The sequence below is a fragment of the Cellulomonas sp. P2_F12 genome, from assembly GCF_056403775.1.
On record NZ_JBFUEV010000010.1, the window covers coordinates 76843 to 96473 of the forward strand.

The following is a 19631-nucleotide window of genomic DNA, read 5'->3' on the forward strand; positions in this document are numbered from 1 at the left end:
CACACCGAAGGAGCACTCCATGTCGGACGACCAGTCCACCGATGTCGTCGCCGCTGTCAGCGACGGCGCGTACACCCTCCTCGTGGCCGATTTCGCGGACACCGACACGGCGTGGGGGGCGTACGAGAGCCTCAAGGAGGTCGCGGACGGCAAGACGCTGGACATCGAGGGCGTCATCGTCGTCAAGCGCGGCGCCGACGGCGGCCTCGAGGTCCAGAAGGCGACCGACCACAGCACGCGTCGCGGACTCGGCTGGGGCGTCGTCGGGGGTGTCGCGCTGGGCATCATCTTCCCGCCGTCCATCATCGGCAGCGCCGCCGTGCTGGGCGCGGTCGGCGCCGCGACGGGCAAGGCCCGCGAGCTGCACCACCGCAAGGAGCTGACCGAGGAGCTCCAGGACGCCATCGCCCCCGGACACTCGGGCATCGTCGCCCTCGTGTCCAACCCGAGCGTGGTCGAGATCCGCAAGGCGCTGGACAAGGCGGAGGCGATCGTCGAGAAGGCGCTCGACAAGGCCGAGGCCGAGGAGATCAAGGCCGCAGCCGACGAGATCCAGGCCGAGACGAAGTAGCTGCACTGGCGGCGTCCGGGTCGGCGGGTGACCATCGAAGGGTGCCCAAGACAACCCGATCCGGCGCCGCCAAGCAGAGCGAGCTGCCCAGCACGCTGCAGCGTTCCGACGAGTGGGCGCAGCGCACCTACGCGCACGCCTACGACGCGGCGATCGAGCAGTACGACGGCGACGAGGAGCGGGCGCACCGTGTCGCGTTCGCCGCGCTGAAGCACACGCACGAGAAGGTCGGCGACAGCTGGCGGCCGAAGCAGGAGCCCGGACCGTCCGACCGGCACGCCGAGGAGGGCTACGGGTCGACCGCGCCCACGGCGGGTGGCGTCGACGCCAACGCCGGCAAGGCGCACCTGTACGAGGTCGCGAAGGAGCTCGAGATCGACGGGCGCTCGCGGATGAGCAAGGACGAGCTCGTCGCGGCGATCGAGAAGGAGAACGACCGGCGCAGCCGGCAGGCGCTGCAGTGACGGAGCGCATGGTCGACGTCGGCGACGGCGTGCAGCTGTGCGTCGACGTCCAGGGTGCGGGCCGGCCGCTCGTCCTGGTGCACGGTGCCGGTTGCGGGCTCGTCGCCTGGCCGGACGGGCTGGTCGAGCTGCTCGCGCGCGAGCACCGGGTGCTGCGCTACGACGCGCGCGACCAGGGCCGGTCCACCACCTGGCCGGTGGGCGAACCGGGCTACGGCATGGCGGACACCGTGGCGGACGTGCTCGCGCTCCTGGACGACGAAGGGTTCGAGCGGGCGCACGTGCTCGGGGTCTCCGGCGGCGGCGTCGAGGCGCAGCTCCTCGCGCTCGACCATCCGGAGCGGGTCGCGACGCTCACGCTGGTCAGCAGCACGCCCGGGTCGGACGGGCTACCGGGCATGTCGGACGAGCTGCGGGAGCTGTTCAGCGGCGGAGCGCCCGAGCCCGACTGGGACGACCGCGATGCCGCCGTCGCGCACCTCACCGAACTCGAGCGGCCCTTCCAGCGGGGCGGCTACGACGAGGCCCTCGAGCGGCAGATCGCCGAGCGCACGGTCGACCGGGCGCGGGACCTGCGGGCGAGCGTGACCAACCCCTACCTCGTCGACCCGGGCCCGCCCTGGAGACACCGGCTCGCCGATATCACCGCGCCCACCCTCGTGGTGCACGGCGACGACGACCCGCTCTTCCCGCTCGCCCACGCCGCGGCGCTGGCGCGCGAGATCCCGCACGCCGAGCTGCTCGTGATCCCCGGCGCCGGGCACGGCGTCCCCCCGGAGTGGGCGTGGCCCGAGCTGGTCGCGCGGGTCGAGGCACTCACCCGCGCGTAGACCGTCGACCCGGATTTCGCGGTACAACGGGACATGGCGATGTTCCTGGTGGTGCTCACGCGGACCGGATCCTCGTGGGACCCGTCCCGGCCGATGGAGGCGCAGGCGGGCTGGACCGAGCACGCGGCGTTCATGGACGGGCTCGTCGAGCAGGGCTTCCTCGTGCTCGGGGGGCCGCTGGTCGACGAGATCCGGGTGGTGCACGCCGTCGAGGCGGAGTCCCTGGACCACGTGCGCTCGACCCTGGCCGCCGACCCGTGGAGCGGCTCCCACCTCGTCGTGGAGTCGGTCACCCCGTGGACGATCCGCCTGGACGCTCGGGACTGAGCTCGCGCAGGGCGGAGGTGCGGTCCCCGCCCGCGTCGCCGGTGTTCACGGTCCCCTTCGGCTCGACGAGCAGCGCGCACACCTCGGCGTCGGCCCTGGGGCAGTGCTCGACCCCCTTCGGCACGACGAACACGTCCTGCGGACCCAGCACGACGTCGCCGTCGCGCAGCTGGATGGTCAACGTGCCGGACACCACGAGGAACAGCTCGTCCGTGTCCGGGTGGCTGTGCCAGACGAACTCCCCGAAGAGCTTGACCACCTTGAGGTCGTAGTCGTTCACGCTGGCGAGCCGGTGCGGCTGCCACGGCTCGGGGAGCAGGTCGAGCGCGGCCAGGACGTTGCGCGTGGTCGTCATGCGTCGAGCGTAGGCATCAGCGGCGACACCAGCCGCAGCGGGTCGGCGTCGAGATCGAGCACCTGCGACCGGGCGGGCGGGGTGTCGACCGACTCGAACCGGACCGTCGCCTCCCGCCCCCGCACGTGCACCACCCAGCCGCGTCCGAGGGTGTCGTGCTCGACGTCCAGACCCGGCCGGGCGTTCTCCGCGGAGAGCAGCCCGCGGGTGGCGGGGGTGTCGTCGGGCTCGTCGAGGACCGCCGGCGCGGGTTCGTCGTCGCCGTCCCACGGGAACGTCAGCTGGGCGTGCGCGGAGAGGTTGTGGAACGAGACGCCGAGCAGCCGGACCGAGTCGCTGATGCCCGCGGCCCGCGCCGCCTGGTGCGCGGCGGCGCGGAGCTCGGTCGCCTCCGCGGACGGCTGGGCGAGCGTGACCGAGCGGGTCAGCGTGGTGAAGTCGGCGAACCGCACCTTCGCGACGACGGTCCGCGCCCCGCCGCCGTGCGCGGTGAGGCGCCGCAGGGCCTCGTCCGTCACGCGGTCGACGGCCTCGGCGATGCGGTCGGCGCCGAAGATGTCCTCGGCGAAGGTGCGCTCGGCGCCGACGGACTTGCGCTCGCCGCCGGGCGCGACGGGGCGGGGGTCGATGCCCCGGGCCAGCCGGTAGAGATTGGCGCCGGAGGACTCGCCCACGGTCATGGTGAGCACGTCGAGCTCCTGGCGACGCAGGTCGGCCACCGTGCGGACGTCGAGGCGCTCCAGGGCGGCGGCCGTCGCGGGACCGATGCCTGGGACGGCGCGCACGGGCAGGGGCAGCAGGAAGTCGTCCTCGTCGGCGGGCTCGACCACCAGCAGCCCGTCGGGCTTGCCGGCGTCCGACGCGAGCTTGGCGATGAGCTTGGTCCGGCCGATGCCGACGGACACCGCGAGGCCGGTGAGCTCGCGGATCCGGGCCCGGACGTCGGTGGCTGCGTCGGCGGGGTCGTCGCCGAACGGGCCCGCCTCGAGATCGACGAACGCCTCGTCGATGCTCAACGGCTCGACCAGCTCGGACAGGGTGCCGAGCGTCGCCATGATGACCCGCGAGTACGCCGAGTACGCCTCGAACCGGGGGAAGAGCACCGCGGCCGCGGGGGTGAGCCGCCGGGCGCGGCTCATCGGCATCGCGGAGCGCGCGCCCGCCTGCCGTGCCTCGTAGGACGCGGTGGAGACGACGCCGCGTGGCCCGGTGCCGCCGACCAGCACGGGCTTGCCCCGCAACGACGGCTTGTCGCGCTGCTCGACGGCCGCGAAGAATGAGTCGGCGTCGGCGTGCAGGACGGTCGCCCGGGTGCGCAGCCGCGAGGCGTCGGCGAGCTGCGCGGGGTCCACGGACCTACTGTGCCCGGGACCAGCGACAGGACGGGCGCCGACACGGGCCGGCGCCCGTCCCGACGTTCAGCCCGGCCGCGAGGTTCAGGCGATGGCGAGGGTCCCGCGGTTCCGCAGCTCGTGCAGGGCATCGAGGAGGATGCGGTTGAACGCGACCGGCGCGTGCGCGTTGACGTCGTGCCCGGCGCGCGGCACGACGGTGAGGCGGGTGCCGGGCCGGGCGTCGAGGTAGCGACGCTCGTCCAGCCGGAGCGGGTCGCGGCTCCCGTTGACCAGCCACACGGGCAGGGCGGTGCGCCGCAGGTCTGCCAGCGGCGAGTACCCGGACATCGCCGCGAGCATGTCGGTGACCACGTGCCAGTCGCCGCCGCCCAGCCGCAGCGCCCGCGTGACCATCCCGGACGCACGCCGGTACATGCCGAGCGGCTTGCCCTTGATCTCGGTCGAGCAGCCCGCCAGCACGACACCGGCGACCTTGGCCTCGTGCCGGCGCGCGTACGCGAGGCTGGTGTAGCCGCCGAGGGAGAGCCCGACCAGCAGGGGAGGGACGGAGCAGGAGTCGACGGCCTCGTCGATCGCGGCCAGCGCACCCTCGAGGCTGAAGCGCTCGCCGGACCGTCGTCCGTGCCCGGGCAGGTCCAGCGCCACCGTCACGTGACCGGAGCGCTCGAGCGCCTCCACCTGTCGCCGCCAGATGACGGACGACGTACGGGTGCCGTGCACGAGCACGATCGGTCGACGGTGGATGGCGGTCTCCTCAGGTCTGGCTAGGTCCGCCGCGAGGGTATCCACCCGACCTGGGAGTTCTGTGAGAGAGCGTGCGGCGCCGGTGTGAAGAGTTCGGTCAGACGTTCGGCGCGCACTCGCCGGAGCCCAGCGCCGCGAGGCCGGCGAGGTCGCCGGTGCCGAAGGCCGAGACGCTCGGGTTGGTGGTCGGGTACATCAGCTGCGTCGGGTCGTCGACGTGGTCCAGCCCGACGAGGTGGCCGAACTCGTGGGTGACGATGGCGAGCGCGGTCGTCCGGGTCCCGGGGGCGCCGAGCAGGCCGGCGACGGTTGCGCTGTCCAGGGTGACGGAGCCGGTGACGTAGGTCGTGTGCCCGGCGCGGGTCACCGAGGCCGACCCGGCGATCCCGGCGACGTCGCCGGCGAGCTCGGGGGTCTCGACGGCGGTCGACCACGACACGAGGACCGGCGCCCAGCGGCGGCCGTAGGCGCCGGGCTGGTAGGCCGCACGGTCCGCGCTCGGGGGCTCGTGCGTCGCGCCGTCGTCGATGAACTGCAGCCCGGTGGCCGCGGACACGCTGGCGATCGCCGCGCCGATGAACTCGGCCCCGCCCTCAGGTGCTCCGTCGGGCCGGACCACGTAGTGGATCGGTCGGCACGGGCTGTAGGTGACGGGTCCGCTGCCGTCCGGCTGCAGCATCGTGAAGGCGTAGGCACCCGCCGCGGGCACCCCCGCCGGGGGAGCGCCCAGCGGGAGGGTCGACTCCTCGAGCCCGGCCGGCGGCCCGAACGCCGACGAGGTCGACACCCACCAGCGCCCGCCCACCAGCAACGAGCCGGCGAGGGCGAGGACGAGGACGAGGAACCCGATGCGGGGTCCGCGGCGCACGCGGACGGCCGGCCCGAGGAAGCGCACGACCCGGTCCTCGAGAGGTCCGCGAGGGCGCGGCAGCATCGGGGGGAACGGCTCGTCGCCGCGCGCGTCGACCCAGGGATTGAGTCCCTGCTGGTCCCCAGCGCTCACCCCGGGTGCCTCCCTGTCCGCTGCTCGTCGGTGGGCGCAGGATCGCACACACGGGTGTCGTGCGCGTGGGTCGAGCGGGGGCGTGACGCGCCCCGTTCACCCGCGAGGCGCAGTGGGCCTCGCTAGCCTCGCTGCGTGCCGGTTCCCGAGATCCCCGCGATCCTGCGCGACGGCGTGGGCCGCACGCCCGCGGGTCGCGAGTGGATCGGGCGGCTGCCCGCGCTGGTCGAGCGGGCCGCCCGGCGCTGGGACCTGACCATCGGCGAGCCCTTCACCAGCGGCGCGGCGTCGTGGTGCGCGCCCGCCCTGCGCGCGGACGGGTCGCCCGCGGTGCTCAAGGTCTCCTTCCCGCACGACGAGGCGCGCGACGAGGCGGCCGCGCTGCGCGCCTGGCACGGGCACGGTGCCCCCGAGCTGCTCGGCGCGGACGCCGACGACTGGGCGCTGCTCCTGGAGCGTGTCGTGCCGGGCACCCCGTTGGCGGTGGCGCCGGGCGCACCGGCGGGACGCCTGACCGTGGCCTGCGGCGTGCTGCGGTCGTTGTGGGCGTCGGACGCCGACCTGACCGTGCCCGAGATGCGCGACGTCTGCGGGGCGTGGGCGGGGATGCTGGAGCAGCGCGCGGCCCGGCACGACGCCGACCCGGGTCTGGTCGGCGCGGCGGCCGGGCTGCTGCGCACGCTGCCGGGGCCCGGCGGCGTCCTGGTCCACGGCGACCTCAACCCGGGCAACCTCCTGCACGGGGGCGGCGATCGGTGGCTCGCGATCGACCCCAAGCCGATGCGCGGGGACCCGGCCTACGACCTGTGGCCGCTGCTCGAGCAGGTCGACGACCCGTTCGCGCACGCCGACCCGGTCCGGGTGCTGCGGGAACGCGTGCGGCTCGTGGAGGGCGAGCTCGCCGTCGACCGCGTCGCCGCGTGGGGGCTCGCACGCTGCACCGAGTCGGCGCTGTGGATCTGGGACGTGCTGGGCGACGAGGACGCGGCCAGGCGTTCCCTGGCGCAGGCAGCGGTGTGGGCGCGCCTGGCCGGCTGATCAGATCGAGGCCGTGCCGGGGGCGTGCACGTGCTCGAAGACCAGGCTCGTCTGCGTGTGGGCCACCTCGGGACGGGTGCTGAGGTGCTCGAGCACGAACGCCCGCAGCTCCCGGGAGTCACGGACCGCGACGTGCACGAGGACGTCGTCGACACCCGCGAGCAGGTAGACGTCGCGCACCTCGGGGCGCTGGACGAGCCGGTGCGCCACCTCCGCCAGCCGGGCGCGGGCGGCCGCCTGGAGCCGCACCGCGATCATCGCCTGCAGGCCGCGCCCGACGGCCTCGGGGTCCACCTGGGCGTGGAAGCCGCGAAGCACGCCGGACTCGCGCAGGGCGCGGACCCGGGCGTGGCAGGTGGACGGCGCGATGCCCGCCGCGGCCGCCAGCTCCTTGTTGGAGATGCGTCCGTCGCGCTCGAGCTCGCTGAGCAGACGCCGGTCCACGTCATCGAGCTCCACGGCGCCGAACGTCGTTCGGCGTGCTCCGATGGAGGGCGCTTTCGACGAATCCTGAACTGACATGGGCACAATCTAGCGAATCATCGGCGTTCGTCATCCGTTTGCAACACAGGAAGTTCAGAATGCAGTGAATCTGCTGGCTGACACGACACCCCCGGACGGAGCCCATCATGAAGGTCGGCATCCCCAGCGAGGTCAAGAACCGCGAGTACCGCGTCGCCCTCACGCCCGCGGGAGTGCACCAGCTCGTGTCCTCGGGCCACGAGGTGCTCGTGCAGGCGGGGGCCGGCGACGGCTCGGCCATCACGGACCTGCAGTACGCCGCCGCGGGCGCGCAGATCGTCGAGGACGCCGCTGACGTCTGGGCGCGCGCGGACCTCGTCTGCAAGGTCAAGGAGCCCGTGCCGTCCGAGTACGGCTACCTGCGCGACGACCTCGTGCTCTTCACGTACCTGCACCTGGCCGCCGACCGCCCCGCGACGGACGCGCTCCTGGCCGCCGGCACCACGTCGATCGCCTACGAGACCGTGCAGCTGCCGGACGGGTCCCTCCCGCTGCTGGCGCCCATGAGCGAGGTGGCGGGTCGGCTGTCCACCCAGGTGGGCGCGTACCACCTGATGAAGAACGAGGGCGGCTCGGGCGTGCTCCTCGGCGGCGTGCCGGGTGTCGACGCCGCCAAGGTCGTCGTGCTCGGCGGGGGTGTGGTCGGTCGGCACGCGGCGGAGATCGCCGTGGGCATGCGCGCCGACGTCGCCGTGCTCGACCTGTCGATGCCGCGGCTCCGGGACACCGACTCGGCGTTCGGCGGGCGGGTCCGCACCGTCGCGTCGAGCGCCTACGCCATCGAGCGCGAGCTCCTCGACGCGGACCTGGTGATCGGCGCCGTCCTGGTCCCCGGGGCCCGCGCCCCCCGGCTGGTCACCAACGAGCTGGTCTCCCGCATGAAGCCGGGTTCCGTGCTCGTGGACGTCGCGGTCGACCAGGGCGGCTGCTTCGAGGACACGCACGCGACCACGCACGACGACCCGACGTACGCGGTGCACGGGTCCGTCTTCTACTGCGTCGCCAACATGCCCGGGGCCGTCCCGGTGACCTCCACGCGCGCGCTGACCAACGTCACGCTGCCCTACCTCGGCGCGCTCGCGGACCTGGGCTGGCACGGTGCGGTCGACGCCGACCCGTCGCTGGGCGCCGGCCTGACCACCCACGCGGGCCGGTTGTACAACGCCGCGGTCGGCCAGGCGCACGGGTACCCGACGTACCAGGACCTGGCGGGCGCGCTCGCGTAGCCTCGGGCCCATGGCGACGGCGCTGGTCATCGGCGGCACGGGGCAGATCGGCCGGGCCGTCGTGCCCGCGCTGCTGGGGGACGGCTGGGACGTGCGGGTGCTCGCGCGTCACCCCGCCGACCTGGACGGGGCCGAGGTGCTGGTGGGCGACCGCGCCGACCCGGCCGTGCTCGACGCCGCGCTCGGGTCGGGCGTGGACGTGCTCGTCGACGTCGTCGCGTACGACGACCGGCACGCCGAACCGCTGGTGGCGCGGGCCGACCGGATCGGGTCGGCGGTCATCGTCTCCAGCGGCGCGGTCTACGTCGACGCCGCCGGGAACGGGTTCGAGTCCGACGAGTTCGGCGACTACCCCGTGCCGGTCGACGAGGACCAACCCACCGTCGCGCCCGGGCGCGACAGCTACGCGACGGGCAAGGTCGCCCTCGAGCAGGCGTGGGCGCGGTCGGCGGTCGCGGCGACGATCCTGCGGCCGGGGGCGATCCACGGGCCTCGCAGCCGGCAGGCGCGCGAGTGGACCTTCGTCAAGCGCGCGCTCGACGGCCGCGACGTGCGGGTCCTCGCGTACGACGGGGAGAGCCGGTTCCACTCGACGGCGACGTCGGTGCTCGGGGAGCTGACGCGGCTCGCGGCCGCCCGACCGGGCGACCGGGTGCTGAACGCCGTCGACCCGCGGGCCCTGACCGTCGCCGAGATCTCTGCGACGATCGACGCCGCCATGGGGGTCAGCCCCAGCTACGTGATGCTGCCCGGCGCGCCGGACGGGAACCTCGGCAGCACCCCGTGGACGGTCCCGCACCCGGTCGTCCTCAGCATGCACCGCGCGGGTGTGGAGCTCGGCTACGTCGCGCCCGGCCGGTACGAGCAGACCGTGGGGGCCTGCATCGAGTGGCTCGTCGACTCCGCGTCGCGCGGGGACTGGCGCGAGGCGTTCCCCGGCTTCGTGCGGATGGACCCCGAGGACACCTTCTTCGCCTACGACGCGGAAGACGCCTTCCTCGCCCGCACGTCGTGACGGGCGGACCGCGCAACCGTCGGGGATGATGTCCGCCATGAATCCGACCGCCCTGCCTGCCGACAACCCCTTCGGCACGCCGTCCACCCTCCCGTACGGGCTTCCCGACCACGCGCGGATCCGCGAGGAGCACTACCTCCCCGCCCTGCTGGCCGGCATGGCGCAGCATCGCGCGGAGATCGAGGCGATCGCGACCGACCCGGCTGCGCCGACCGTCGAGAACACGCTCGAGGCGTTCGAGCGCTCCGGCCGCCTGCTGCACCGCGCGGCGACCAGCTTCTACAACCAGTCCAGCGCGGACTCCACGCCCGGGCTCGAGGCCGTCGAGGAGGAGGTCGCGCCGCTGTTCGCGGCCCACCACGACGCGATCTACCTGGACGCGCGGCTGTTCGCGCGGGTGGCCGCGCTGCAGGCGGACGTGGACTCGGGGGCGCTCGAGCTCGAGCCCGACACCGCCTGGCTGCTGCACCGCACCCACACGCAGTTCGTGCGCGCGGGCGTGGGGCTGGACGCGGCGGCGCAGGACCGGCTCCGCGCCCTGAACGCCGAGATCGGGAGCCTCGAGACCGCCTTCGGTCGCGACCTGCTGGCCGCGACGAACGCGGCGGGCGTGCTGCTCACCGACGAGGACGAGCTGGACGGGCTCGCCGAGGACGCCCGCGCGGCGGCCCGGAAGGCCGCACAGGACCGCGGGCACGAGCACGGCTGGTTCCTCGAGCTCGTCCTGCCCACCCAGCAGGCGCCGCTCGCGGTGCTGCGGGACCGGGCCGTGCGCGAACGGGTGTTCCGGGCGTCGGTCGGACGCGGCGCGGGCGGCCCGAACGACACCCGGCCCTCCCTCCTGGGTCTGGCCCGCACGCGCGCCGAGCGCGCCCAGCTGCTGGGCTACCCCCACCACGCGGCCTACGTCGCCGAGGACGCGACCGCGAAGACCGCCGAGGCCGTCTCGGACATCCTCGAGCGGCTCGCGCCGGTCGCCGTCGCCAACGCCCGCGCGGAGGGCACCGACCTGCAGGAGGCGCTCGAGCGCGACGAGCCGGGCGCGACGCTCGAGGCCTGGGACTGGTCGTTCTACGCCGAGCAGGTCAAGAAGGAGCGCCGGTCGCTGGACGACTCGCTCCTACGCCCGTACCTCGAGCTCGAGCGCGTGCTGGCCGACGGGGTGTTCCGGGCCGCGAACGCGCTCTACGGGCTGACGTTCGCCGAGCGCCACGACCTCGTGGGCTACCACCCGGACGTGCGCGTGTTCGAGGTGTTCGACGCCGACGGCAGCGGGCTCGGCCTGTTCCTGGGCGACTACTGGACCCGCGAGTCCAAGCGTGGCGGCGCCTGGATGAACAACCTGGTGGACCAGTCGACGCTGTTCGGCGAGCAGCCGGTCGTGGTCAACAACCTCAACATCCCGAAGCCGCCGCCGGGGGAGCCCACGCTGCTCGCGTGGGACGAGGTCATCACGCTGTTCCACGAGTTCGGTCACGCCCTGCACGGCCTGTTCTCGGCCGTGCGCTGGCCCTCGCAGTCCGGCACGGACGTGCCGCGCGACTTCGTCGAGTACCCGTCGCAGGTCAACGAGATGTGGGCGTGGGAGCCGTCGATCGTCCGGGCGTTCGCGCGGCACCACGAGACCGGTGACCCGATGCCGGCCGAGTGGGTGGACACCCTGCTCGCCGCCCGGCAGGACGGCGAGGGCTTCGCCACCACGGAGTACCTGTCCGCGGCCCTGCTCGACCAGGCCTGGTACCGGCTCTCTCCCGACGAGGTGCCGACCGACGTCGACGAGGTCGAGGCGTTCGAGGCGGCGGCGCTGCGACGCGCCGGAGTCGACTACGCGCCCGTCCCGCCGCGCTACCGCACCACGTACTTCAACCACGTCTTCGGCGGCGGCTATTCGGCCGGCTACTACTCGTACATCTGGTCCGAGGTGCTCGACGCCGACACGGTCGAGTGGTTCAGGGAGAACGGCGGGCTCGAGCGGGCGAACGGCGACACGTTCCGGGCCCGGCTGCTCTCGCGCGGCGGCTCGCTCGACCCGATGCAGGCGTTCCGTGACCTGCGCGGCCGCGACCCGCTGATCGACCCGCTGCTGGCCCGTCGTGGGCTGCTCGGGGCCGCCACGCACTGAGCCTGAGCGGGGCGTCGGAGGCCGGTACGGTGGAGGGCATGCCCGTCACCCACCCGGCCTCCGGCACGCCCACCAGCACAGTCACCGCCCAGGACGAGGTCGTGCAGATCTGCCGCGACCTCATCCGCTTCGACACCTCGAACTACGGCGACGACTCCGGACCGGGGGAGCGCGCGGCCGCCGAGCACGTGATGGGGCTGCTCACCGAGGTCGGCCTGGACCCCGAGCTGTTCGAGAGCGCACCGGGCCGGGCCAGCGTCGTCGTGCGGCTCGAGGGCTCGGACCGATCGCGGCCCGCGCTCGTCCTGCACGGCCACCTCGACGTGGTGCCCGCGCGTGCCGACGACTGGACCGTGGACCCGTTCGGCGCCGAGGAGGTCGACGGCCTGGTCTGGGGCCGCGGCGCCGTCGACATGAAGGACATGGACGCGATGATCCTGTCCGTGGTCCGGCAGATGGCCCGCGAGGGCCGCAAGCCGGCGCGGGACGTCGTCGTCGCGATGTTCGCCGACGAGGAGGCGGGCGGCTCCATGGGGGCGCGCTGGGCCGTCGACCACCGGCCGGAGCTGTTCGAGGGCGCCACCGAGGCGATCAGCGAGGTCGGCGGCTTCTCCGTCGACGTCGACGGCCGCCGGGCGTACCTGCTGCAGACCGCGGAGAAGGGCCTGTCCTGGATGCGGCTCATCGCCGACGGTCGCGCCGGCCACGGCAGCCAGGTCAACGCCGACAACGCGGTCACGCACCTTGCCGAGGCCGTCGCCCGGCTCGGCCGGCACCCGTGGCCCCTGCAGCTGACGCCCACCGTGCACGCGCTGCTCGAGGGCGTCGCCCAGCTCACGGGGCTTCCGTTCGACCCGGAGGACCCGGACGGCGTCGACCGGCTCGTCGCCGCGCTGGGCCCCGCCTCGAAGTTCGTCGGCGCCACCCTGCGCCACACCACCAACCCCACGCAGCTGACCGCCGGCTACAAGGCGAACGTGATCCCCGGCTCCGCGGAGGCGACCGTCGACGGCCGGTTCCTGCCCGGCCTCGAGGACCAGTTCGCGCAGACGGTGGCCGACCTCGCGGGCGAGCACGTGCGGATCGAGCGGCTCCACCACGACACGGCGCTCGAGGTCCCGTTCTCGGGCGACCTGGTGGACCGCATGGTCGAGTCGCTGCTGGCGGAGGACCCCGACGCGACCGTGCTGCCGTACACGCTGTCCGGCGGCACCGACAACAAGTCGCTCTCGCGCCTGGGCATCCGCGGCTATGGCTTCGCGCCCCTGCGCCTGCCGGCCGACCTCGACTTCGCGGGCATGTTCCACGGCGTCGACGAGCGCGTGCCGACCGACGCCCTACGCTTCGGTACCCGCGTGCTGGACCGCCTGCTGCGGACCTGCTGAGCCCTAGTCGGGGAAGCTCGTCTCGGCGAGGGTGCTGCGCACGCGGATGACCTTGCGCCGCAGCCAGACCTTGCGCTCACCACCCGCGAACAGCAGCGTGCGGGAGAGCTCCCAGCGGCCCAGCTCGGCCTGTTCGGTGAGCATCCGGCGCGCCTCGTTCCGCGAGGTCGTGGCGGGTATCCGGAGCACCCGGTACTCGTACTGACCGCCCTGGGCGATCCAGTCCGGGCGCTTCGTCCTCGTCTGTCCATCTGCCATCGACCACCCCGTCCCGCGCGTTGCCGCGCCTACGTCCCGATGCTGGTGCCGAAGAACCTTACGCGCTGCCATTGTGCCTCGCGGGAGGCTACGGTCGTCGCATGACCGTCGACCCGCGTGCCGCGCTGGACCGCCTGATCGCAGCCCTCGAGGCCCACTACACCGCCGTCGCCGCGCCGCACGGCGAGGACGACCCGGCGGTCGACGACGCGTACGACATCCTGGCCGACGCCTTCGAGGTGTACGACGACGCCCTGGGCACCGTGCACGGCGAGGCCACGCCGTTCTACCTCGCCGAGGAGGACGACGACGAGGACGACGAGGACGGCGACGACGTCGACGAGGACGACTACGACGACGCGGACGTCGACGACCTCGCCGACGAGGCCTCCCGCTAGAACCGCTCCGGGTATCCGAGGCTCGGCGCGCTGACCTCGTCGAGGGCCCGCCGCAGCTCCTCCGGGAGCACCAGGTCCTGGGCCGCGATCGACGCCCGCAGCTGGCTGGCCGTGCGCGCCCCGACGATCGCCGACGCGACACCCCGGCTCTGCACCCACGCCAGCGCGACCTCCAGCGGCGTCCGCTCGAGGCCGTCCGCCGCGGTGGCCACGGCCTCGACGATGGTTGCCGAGGCCCGCGCCAGGTAGGGCTCGACGAAGCCGGCGAGGTGCGGCGACGCCGCCCGCGAGTCCGCGGGGATGGTGCGCCGGTACTTGCCGGTGAGCACCCCGCGGCCCAGAGGGGACCAGGCGAGCACCCCGACGCCCAGCGCGACGGCGGCGGGTACCACCTCGCGCTCGATCCCGCGCTGCAGCAGCGAGTACTCCGCCTCGACCGCCGTCAGCCCGACCTCGCCCTCGAGCAGGCTCGCCGCACGGGCCACCTGCCACCCGGCGTGGTTGGACAGCCCGACGTACCGGGCGCGCCCGCTGGTCACGGCGAGGCGCAGCGCCGAGACCGTCTCGTCGAGCGGGGTGCGGGGGTCGGGCGTCTGCACCAGCCAGAGGTCGACGTGGTCCGTGCGCAGCCGGCGCAGCGAGCCGTCCAGCGAGGCGAGCAGGCCGCCTCGCGACGCGTCGACCACGCCGCCGTTGCTGGTGCGCCGGATCCCGGCCTTGGTGCAGAGCACCACCTCGTCGCGGGGGACCACGTCGTCGAGCAGCTCGCCCAGCAGCTCCTCCGCGCCGCCGTCGGCGTACGACGCCGACGTGTCGATGAGCGTGCCGCCGGCGTCGGTGAAGTCGCGGAGCTGCTCCGTCGCGTCGTGCTCGTCGGTGTCGCGGCTCCACGTCATCGTGCCGAGCCCGAGCCGGGAGACCCGCAGACCGGTGCGGCCCAGGTGGCGCTGTTCCATGAGGCGCAACACTAATCGGCGCGCGCGTGTCATCTGCGGCAACGCACCCCCGCTATCGTTCCGCTCGTGACGGACGCGATGGGACTGGGTGAAGCGATCCTCTTGGGGCTCGTGCAGGGTCTGACCGAGTTCCTGCCGGTCTCCTCGAGCGCGCACCTGCGCATCGTCGGGGAGCTCATCGGCTCGAGCGATCCCGGGGCGGCGTTCACGGCGATCACGCAGCTGGGCACCGAGACCGCCGTGCTCCTGTACTTCCGGCGGGACATCGCGCGGATCCTCACCTCGTGGTGGCGGGCGCTGCGCGGTGACCTCGGCACCGACTGGCGGTCGCGCGCCGGTGCACCGCCCGGGCAGCCGGCCGACCACGACGCCCTCATGGCGTGGTTCATCGCCCTCGGCTCGCTGCCGATCATCGTGCTCGGCCTCGCGTTCCAGGACGCGATCGAGCAGACGTTCCGCAACCTGTGGCTGATCGCGCTGACGCTCGCCGGCTTCGGCCTGGTGCTCGGCTGGGCCGACAAGAGGGGCGCCAAGCAGCGCGAGCTCACGGAGCTCACCGGTCGGCACGCGGTCCAGTTCGGCTTCTGGCAGGCCCTCGCGCTGATCCCCGGCGTGTCGCGCTCGGGCGGCACCATCACCGGCGGGCTGCTCATGGGCTACACCCGCAGCGCCGCCGCGCGGTACTCGTTCCTGCTGGCCATCCCCGCGGTGTTCGGGTCGGGGCTGTTCCAGCTGGCCAAGAGCGTGGACGACTTCGGCAAGGGCGGCACACCCGGGTTCTTCCCGACCCTCGTCGCGACGCTCGTCGCGTTCGTCGTCGGCTACCTCGTGATCATCGTGTTCCTGAAGATCGTCTCGACGTTCAGCTACAAGCCGTTCGTCTACTACCGGCTCGGGCTCGCCGCGCTCGTGGTGATCCTGCTGCTCACGGGCGTGCTCGACGCGAACAGCGCCCCCGTCACGCCGTAGCGCGGACCAGGGATCACAGCCAGCCGGACCGCCGGAACAGCCGGTAGAGCGTGAAGCAGACAGCGCCCATCGCGAGGATGGCCAGCGGGTACCCGTAGGTCCAGTCGAGCTCGGGCATGTGCTCGAAGTTCATGCCGTAGATGCTGGCGACGAGGGTCGGCGCCGCGGCGATAGCGGCCCACGACGAGATCTTGCGGACGTCCTCGTTCTGCCGCACGGACACCTGCGACAGGTGGACCGAGAGCATGTCGCTGAGCAGGTCGTCGTAGCCGTCGAGGTGCTTGTCGAGGCGGTCCACCCAGGCCTCCGCCCGGCGCAGCCACGGCTGGGACTGGCGCTGGCCGGGTGCCTCCTCGGCCTCGGCGATCAGCTCGGGCAGCACCGACGTGACCGGGCTGAGCGCGCGGCGCGCCTCGGCGATCTCGCGCTTGAGGTCGTAGATCGTCTCGAGCGGGTTGTGGTGCCGGGCGGTGGAGAACACGAGGCGCTCCGCGTCCGCGACGGCGTCGCCCAGGCCGATCTCGACGTCCGACGCCTCCGCGACGAGCGTCAGGACGACGACGGCGAGGACCTGGTGGACGCCCTCGTCGGGCACCGGGAACCCACCGGTCAGCTTGGCCAGGGCGCGGTCGAGGACGCCCGCGCCGCCCAGCTCGGCCATGATCACGACGTCCTTGCCGACGATGCTCGTGAGCGCACCGGTGTGCACGTCGTGCGTCGACTCGACGTAGGACAGCGTGGGCGTGGTCAGGAGGAGCTCCCCGTCCGGCGAGCGGTCGAGTCGGGCGCGCTGGGCGTGGTTCGGGACCGGCGGGTGGGTGCCCGGCATGCGGTGCTCCAGGAGCGCGATCGCCTGCTCGCTGATGCCGTACCGGCGCGCCGCGTCCGTCAGGTCGTCCATCGGGACGATCACCCAGCGCGCCCCTCGGGTGCGGGCGCCCGTCTCGGCGCGCTGCCAGCCGCCCGGCGTCTCCACGCACACTCGCTCGTCGGGCTGGGTCAGGGGCTCGGTACTCACCTCGGCATTGTGGACCCGCGCGCTGTCAGGTGCCGGGACGCGGTTAGGCTTCCGCCGTGCTCACCTGGCCGCCCCCGTTCATCCCGCAGCTCCCCGGACGTGGCCTCCCGGTCCAGGTGCGCGACTCCTCGACCGACCGGCTGGTCGTCGCCGCCGCCGGACCGGACGCCACGCTGTACGTCTGCGGCATCACCCCGTACGACGCGACGCACCTCGGCCACGCCGCCACCTACGTGGCGTTCGACGTCCTGGGACGCGCATGGCGGGACTCGGGGTACCGCGTGCGGTACGCCTCGAACGTCACCGACGTCGACGACCCGCTGCTCGAGCGCGCCGCGGCCACGGGCGTCGACTGGCGCGACCTGGCCGCCGAGCAGACCGCCCTGTACGCCGAGGACATGACCGCGCTGGCCGTCATCCCGCCCGACGTGTACTCCGGCGTGGTCGAAGTCATCCCGGCGGTCGTGGAGGCCGTCGAGGTCCTGCTCACGGCCGGCGCCGCCTACCGCGTCCCGACGCCCGACGCCCTCGCCGACGACGGCCTCGGGGACGTCTACGCGGACCTCTCGGCGGACATCGACTTCGGCGCCGTCGCCGGGCTCGACGACGACACGATGCGCACCCTGTCCCAGGAGCGTGGCGGGGACCCCGAGCGCCCCGGCAAGCGCGCGCCCCTCGACCCGTTGCTGTGGCGCCGTGAGCGGGCCGGTGAGCCCGCCTGGGACGGCGGCTCGCTCGGGCGTGGCCGGCCCGGCTGGCACATCGAGTGCGCCGTCATCGCCCGTGACGCCCTCGGTCTGCCCTTCGACGTCGAGGGCGGCGGCTCGGACCTGCTGTTCCCGCACCACGAGATGAGCACGTCGCACGCCCGTCTGCTCGACGCGGGCCGGGGCGCCCGGGTCCACCTGCACACCGGCATGGTCGGGCTCGACGGCCACAAGATGAGCAAGTCCCGCGGCAACCTCGTGCTGGTCTCCCGCCTGCGCGAGGACGGCGTGGACCCGATGGCCGTGCGGCTGGCCATCCTGGCGCACCGCTACCGCGACGACTGGGACTGGACCGACGACGGCCTGCACGCCGCCCAGGAGCGGCTGGAGCACTGGCGCCGGGCCGTCTCCGGCAACGGCGGCCCCGACGCCGACGCCACCCTCACCGCCGTGCGCGTCGCACTCGCGGACGACCTCGACACCCCCTCGGCCCTCGCGGCAGTCGACGCCTGGGCCGACCTCGCGCTCGCCGGCACCGCCGAGCCCGTCGAGGGCGCCCCCGGCATCATCGGCCGGCTGCTCGACGCGCTGCTGGGCGTCCGCCTCTAGCCGGCCAGACCGCAGCGTCCGCACGTTCGAGCGCCGGGGCGACCGGATGTACGGACGTCCCGGGTCTTCCCACCCCGTTGCGTCTGCACGGGGTCGGAGTGGGTCGGTCAGCCGCCGGTGCCCTTGTCGCGGCGGCGCAGGTAGCGCTCGAACTCCTGGGCGATCGCCTCGCCGCTGGCCTCGGGCAGGTCGGCCGTGTCCTTGGCCTCCTCGAGCTGGTGCACGTACTCGCCGATCTCCGAGTCCTCGGCCGCCAGCTCGTCGACCCCGTGCTGCCACGCGGCGGAGTCGTCGGGCAGCTCGCCCAGCGGGACCGGCTCGCCCAGCAGCTGCTCGATCCGGTGCAGGATCGCGAGCGTGGCTTTGGGGGACGGCGGGTGCGCGACGTAGTGCGGCACGGCGGCCCACAGCGACATCGCCCGCAGGCCTCGGGCCGCGGCCTCGTGCTGCAGGACGCCGACGATGCCGGTGGGCCCCTCGTACGTGTTGGGCTCCAGGCCGAAGATGTCACGCACGTCCGCGTCCTCGCTGGTCGCGTTGACCGGGATCGGCCGCGTGTGCGGCACGTCCGCCAGCAGGGCACCCACCGTGACGACGGCGTCGACGCCCAGACCCGCCGCGATGTCGAGCAGCTCGGTGCAGTACCGGCGCCAGCGCATCGACGGCTCGATGCCGTGCACGAGGACCACCCGCCGGCCGGTCAAAGGGGCCGTGGCGACGGCGACGGCCGTGGTCGGCCACGTGATCTCGCGGCGACCGTCCGGGCCGGGGCCGACGACCGGCCGGTTCACCTGGAAGTCGTGGTACTCCTCCGGGTCGAGCTCGTCCACCTGCTCGGCGTCCCAGACCTCGTGCAGGTGCTCGAGCGCCTGGGTGGCCGCCGACCCGGCGTCGTTCCACCCCTCGAACGCAGCGAGGAGCACGGTCTCGCGGACGGGGAGGTCGGCCGGCGGGGTCTCGCTCATCGGATCAGCCTAGAGCGCGGGGGAGCGCCCGCCGCGGACGGACCGCCCGCGCGCGTCGGAAGCGGCGCGTCGTCGCCTCGTACGATGGACCGATGCCCCGCACCTCCGCCGACCTCGCCGCGCCGTCTGCCGTCCTCTGGGACATGGACGGCACCCTGATCGACACCGAGCCGTTCTGGATCGCCGCCGAGATCGAGCTGGTCGAGGCCCACGGCGGCGTCTGGACGCACGAGGACGGGCTGTCCCTGGTGGGGAACCCGATGCTGGTCAGCGCGCAGGCGCTGCGGGACCGGGGGGTCGACCTGCCTCCCGAGGAGATCGTCGACTTCCTCAACTCCCGGGTCGCCGCCGGTGTCGCCGCTGGCATCCCGTGGCAGCCCGGCGCCCGCGAGCTGCTCGAGCAGGTGGCCGCCGCCGGGGTGCCGATGGCGCTGGTCACCTCGTCGTTCGCGGTCCTGGCTCAGCCGTTCGCCGCGGCGGTCGGCCTGTTCGACGTCGTGGTCAGCGGCGACGAGGTGAGCCGCCCCAAGCCGGACCCGGAACCGTACGTGCTGGCGGCCGAGCGCCTCGGGGTCGACGTCGCGACCTGCGTGGCCGTCGAGGACTCCCGGTCGGGCGTCGCCTCGGCCGTGGCCTCGGGTGCGCGGGTGCTCGCCGTCGAGGTGATGCAGGCCGTCGTCGCCCGGCCCGGGCTCAGCAGGGTCTCCACGCTGACCGACCTGACGGTGGACGACCTGACGCGGATCGCGCAGGGGGACGTGCTCGACCGGCTGCACGCGGGCTGACCGTCCCCG

The 19631-nt window shown here is 73.8% G+C and carries 22 protein-coding genes; 13 read left to right on the plus strand and 9 right to left on the minus strand.

The window, feature by feature from the left end; genetic code table 11:
• Positions 1-19 precede the first annotated feature (19 nt).
• Genes AC1DWH_RS17835 through AC1DWH_RS17850 form a run of 4 tightly spaced genes read left to right on the plus strand, consistent with a single transcriptional unit; the run spans position 20 to position 2192 of the window.
• Positions 20-571, plus strand: coding sequence for a DUF1269 domain-containing protein (locus AC1DWH_RS17835; RefSeq protein ID WP_477094816.1), 552 nt, complete (start codon positions 20-22; stop codon positions 569-571).
• A gap of 41 nt (positions 572-612) precedes the next feature.
• On the plus strand, positions 613-1035 hold the full coding sequence (locus AC1DWH_RS17840) for a ChaB family protein (protein ID WP_477094817.1): 423 nt from the start codon (positions 613-615) through the stop codon (positions 1033-1035).
• 8 nt (positions 1036-1043) lie between these two features.
• Positions 1044-1865 (plus strand): alpha/beta fold hydrolase, encoded by an 822-nt coding sequence (locus AC1DWH_RS17845; protein WP_477094818.1) that lies wholly within the window; start codon positions 1044-1046, stop codon positions 1863-1865.
• Positions 1866-1898: 33 nt separating this feature from the next.
• Positions 1899-2192, plus strand: a complete 294-nt coding sequence (locus AC1DWH_RS17850) for a YciI family protein (protein ID WP_477094819.1) — start codon at positions 1899-1901, stop codon at positions 2190-2192.
• Here AC1DWH_RS17850 and AC1DWH_RS17855 read toward each other — a convergent pair.
• The 4 genes from AC1DWH_RS17855 to AC1DWH_RS17870 form a co-directional block, all read right to left on the minus strand.
• Positions 2155-2547 (minus strand): cupin domain-containing protein, encoded by a 393-nt coding sequence (locus AC1DWH_RS17855; protein WP_477094820.1) that lies wholly within the window; start codon positions 2545-2547, stop codon positions 2155-2157. The genes AC1DWH_RS17850 and AC1DWH_RS17855 overlap by 38 nt on opposite strands.
• Complete coding sequence (locus AC1DWH_RS17860) at positions 2544-3899, minus strand: DNA polymerase IV (protein WP_477094821.1); 1356 nt, start codon at positions 3897-3899, stop codon at positions 2544-2546. The genes AC1DWH_RS17855 and AC1DWH_RS17860 overlap by 4 nt, the downstream gene beginning before the upstream one ends.
• An 84-nt stretch (positions 3900-3983) precedes the next feature.
• Positions 3984-4691 carry an alpha/beta fold hydrolase gene (locus AC1DWH_RS17865; protein ID WP_477094822.1) on the minus strand — a complete coding sequence of 236 codons (708 nt, stop codon included), beginning with the start codon at positions 4689-4691 and terminating at the stop codon, positions 3984-3986.
• Positions 4692-4743: 52 nt separating this feature from the next.
• Positions 4744-5649 (minus strand): matrixin family metalloprotease, encoded by a 906-nt coding sequence (locus AC1DWH_RS17870; protein WP_477094823.1) that lies wholly within the window; start codon positions 5647-5649, stop codon positions 4744-4746.
• A 135-nt stretch (positions 5650-5784) separates the two neighbouring features.
• Between AC1DWH_RS17870 and AC1DWH_RS17875 the strand changes: the two genes are divergently transcribed.
• Positions 5785-6687 (plus strand): aminoglycoside phosphotransferase family protein, encoded by a 903-nt coding sequence (locus AC1DWH_RS17875; RefSeq protein WP_477094824.1) that lies wholly within the window; start codon positions 5785-5787, stop codon positions 6685-6687.
• Here the strand turns inward: AC1DWH_RS17875 and AC1DWH_RS17880 are convergent, their stop codons facing one another.
• A complete protein-coding gene (locus tag AC1DWH_RS17880; RefSeq protein ID WP_456844866.1) occupies positions 6688-7146 on the minus strand; it encodes an Lrp/AsnC family transcriptional regulator in 459 nt (152 codons plus the stop codon). It lies immediately after the preceding gene.
• A 170-nt stretch (positions 7147-7316) separates the two neighbouring features.
• Here AC1DWH_RS17880 and ald point away from each other — a divergent pair, with 170 nt between their 5' ends.
• Genes ald through AC1DWH_RS17900 form a run of 4 tightly spaced genes read left to right on the plus strand, consistent with a single transcriptional unit; the run spans position 7317 to position 12957 of the window.
• Positions 7317-8435 carry an alanine dehydrogenase gene (gene ald / locus AC1DWH_RS17885; protein WP_477094825.1) on the plus strand — a complete coding sequence of 373 codons (1119 nt, stop codon included), beginning with the start codon at positions 7317-7319 and terminating at the stop codon, positions 8433-8435.
• A gap of 10 nt (positions 8436-8445) precedes the next feature.
• The gene (locus AC1DWH_RS17890) at positions 8446-9450 is read left to right on the plus strand and encodes an NAD-dependent epimerase/dehydratase family protein (protein WP_477094826.1); all 1005 of its coding nucleotides are present in this window, start codon (positions 8446-8448) and stop codon (positions 9448-9450) included.
• A 37-nt stretch (positions 9451-9487) separates the two neighbouring features.
• Complete coding sequence (locus AC1DWH_RS17895; protein ID WP_477094827.1) at positions 9488-11572, plus strand: M3 family metallopeptidase; 2085 nt, start codon at positions 9488-9490, stop codon at positions 11570-11572.
• Between the two features lie 38 nt (positions 11573-11610).
• Entirely contained in the window at positions 11611-12957 is a 1347-nt protein-coding gene (locus AC1DWH_RS17900) for a M20/M25/M40 family metallo-hydrolase (RefSeq protein WP_477094828.1), read from the plus strand.
• 3 nt (positions 12958-12960) lie between these two features.
• Here AC1DWH_RS17900 and AC1DWH_RS17905 read toward each other — a convergent pair whose 3' ends face one another.
• Positions 12961-13215, minus strand: a complete 255-nt coding sequence (locus AC1DWH_RS17905) for a DUF5703 family protein (RefSeq protein ID WP_456844871.1) — start codon at positions 13213-13215, stop codon at positions 12961-12963.
• A gap of 101 nt (positions 13216-13316) precedes the next feature.
• Between AC1DWH_RS17905 and AC1DWH_RS17910 the strand changes: the two genes are divergently transcribed.
• Positions 13317-13613, plus strand: a complete 297-nt coding sequence (locus AC1DWH_RS17910) for a primosomal protein (RefSeq protein ID WP_456844872.1) — start codon at positions 13317-13319, stop codon at positions 13611-13613.
• On the opposite strand, the gene AC1DWH_RS17915 is transcribed toward AC1DWH_RS17910, so the two are convergent.
• On the minus strand, positions 13610-14569 hold the full coding sequence (locus AC1DWH_RS17915; RefSeq protein WP_477094829.1) for an aldo/keto reductase: 960 nt from the start codon (positions 14567-14569) through the stop codon (positions 13610-13612). The genes AC1DWH_RS17910 and AC1DWH_RS17915 overlap by 4 nt on opposite strands.
• 78 nt (positions 14570-14647) lie before the next feature.
• On the opposite strand from AC1DWH_RS17915, the gene AC1DWH_RS17920 reads away from it, so the two are divergent.
• Positions 14648-15538 (plus strand): undecaprenyl-diphosphate phosphatase, encoded by an 891-nt coding sequence (locus AC1DWH_RS17920; RefSeq protein ID WP_477094877.1) that lies wholly within the window; start codon positions 14648-14650, stop codon positions 15536-15538.
• A 13-nt stretch (positions 15539-15551) separates the two neighbouring features.
• Here the strand turns inward: AC1DWH_RS17920 and AC1DWH_RS17925 are convergent, their stop codons facing one another.
• The gene (locus AC1DWH_RS17925; protein ID WP_456844874.1) at positions 15552-16556 is read right to left on the minus strand and encodes a CorA family divalent cation transporter; all 1005 of its coding nucleotides are present in this window, start codon (positions 16554-16556) and stop codon (positions 15552-15554) included.
• A gap of 56 nt (positions 16557-16612) precedes the next feature.
• Here AC1DWH_RS17925 and mshC point away from each other — a divergent pair, with 56 nt between their 5' ends.
• Complete coding sequence (mshC, locus tag AC1DWH_RS17930; protein WP_477094830.1) at positions 16613-17872, plus strand: cysteine--1-D-myo-inosityl 2-amino-2-deoxy-alpha-D-glucopyranoside ligase; 1260 nt, start codon at positions 16613-16615, stop codon at positions 17870-17872.
• Between the two features lie 107 nt (positions 17873-17979).
• On the opposite strand, the gene AC1DWH_RS17935 is transcribed toward mshC, so the two are convergent.
• A complete protein-coding gene (locus AC1DWH_RS17935) occupies positions 17980-18837 on the minus strand; it encodes a PAC2 family protein (protein WP_456844876.1) in 858 nt (285 codons plus the stop codon).
• 92 nt (positions 18838-18929) lie between these two features.
• Here AC1DWH_RS17935 and AC1DWH_RS17940 point away from each other — a divergent pair, with 92 nt between their 5' ends.
• Positions 18930-19622 carry an HAD family hydrolase gene (locus tag AC1DWH_RS17940; RefSeq protein WP_456844877.1) on the plus strand — a complete coding sequence of 231 codons (693 nt, stop codon included), beginning with the start codon at positions 18930-18932 and terminating at the stop codon, positions 19620-19622.
• Positions 19623-19631: the final 9 nt, after the last annotated feature.

What these genes read in the sequence shown, in the direction of transcription:
- AC1DWH_RS17855 (WP_477094820.1), bottom strand. Translation starts at nt 2,547, where the DNA reads ATGACGACCACGCGCAACGTCCTGGCCGCGCTCGACCTGCTCCCCGAG.
- AC1DWH_RS17905 (WP_456844871.1), bottom strand. Translation starts at nt 13,215, where the DNA reads ATGGCAGATGGACAGACGAGGACGAAGCGCCCGGACTGGATCGCCCAG.
- AC1DWH_RS17890 (WP_477094826.1), top strand. Translation starts at nt 8,446, where the DNA reads ATGGCGACGGCGCTGGTCATCGGCGGCACGGGGCAGATCGGCCGGGCC.
- AC1DWH_RS17845 (WP_477094818.1), top strand. Translation starts at nt 1,044, where the DNA reads ATGGTCGACGTCGGCGACGGCGTGCAGCTGTGCGTCGACGTCCAGGGT.
- AC1DWH_RS17920 (WP_477094877.1), top strand. Translation starts at nt 14,648, where the DNA reads ATGGGACTGGGTGAAGCGATCCTCTTGGGGCTCGTGCAGGGTCTGACC.
- AC1DWH_RS17915 (WP_477094829.1), bottom strand. Translation starts at nt 14,569, where the DNA reads ATGGAACAGCGCCACCTGGGCCGCACCGGTCTGCGGGTCTCCCGGCTC.
- AC1DWH_RS17850 (WP_477094819.1), top strand. Translation starts at nt 1,899, where the DNA reads ATGGCGATGTTCCTGGTGGTGCTCACGCGGACCGGATCCTCGTGGGAC.
- AC1DWH_RS17900 (WP_477094828.1), top strand. Translation starts at nt 11,611, where the DNA reads ATGCCCGTCACCCACCCGGCCTCCGGCACGCCCACCAGCACAGTCACC.
- AC1DWH_RS17935 (WP_456844876.1), bottom strand. Translation starts at nt 18,837, where the DNA reads ATGAGCGAGACCCCGCCGGCCGACCTCCCCGTCCGCGAGACCGTGCTC.
- AC1DWH_RS17940 (WP_456844877.1), top strand. Translation starts at nt 18,930, where the DNA reads ATGCCCCGCACCTCCGCCGACCTCGCCGCGCCGTCTGCCGTCCTCTGG.
- ald (WP_477094825.1), top strand. Translation starts at nt 7,317, where the DNA reads ATGAAGGTCGGCATCCCCAGCGAGGTCAAGAACCGCGAGTACCGCGTC.
- AC1DWH_RS17910 (WP_456844872.1), top strand. Translation starts at nt 13,317, where the DNA reads ATGACCGTCGACCCGCGTGCCGCGCTGGACCGCCTGATCGCAGCCCTC.
- AC1DWH_RS17895 (WP_477094827.1), top strand. Translation starts at nt 9,488, where the DNA reads ATGAATCCGACCGCCCTGCCTGCCGACAACCCCTTCGGCACGCCGTCC.
- AC1DWH_RS17835 (WP_477094816.1), top strand. Translation starts at nt 20, where the DNA reads ATGTCGGACGACCAGTCCACCGATGTCGTCGCCGCTGTCAGCGACGGC.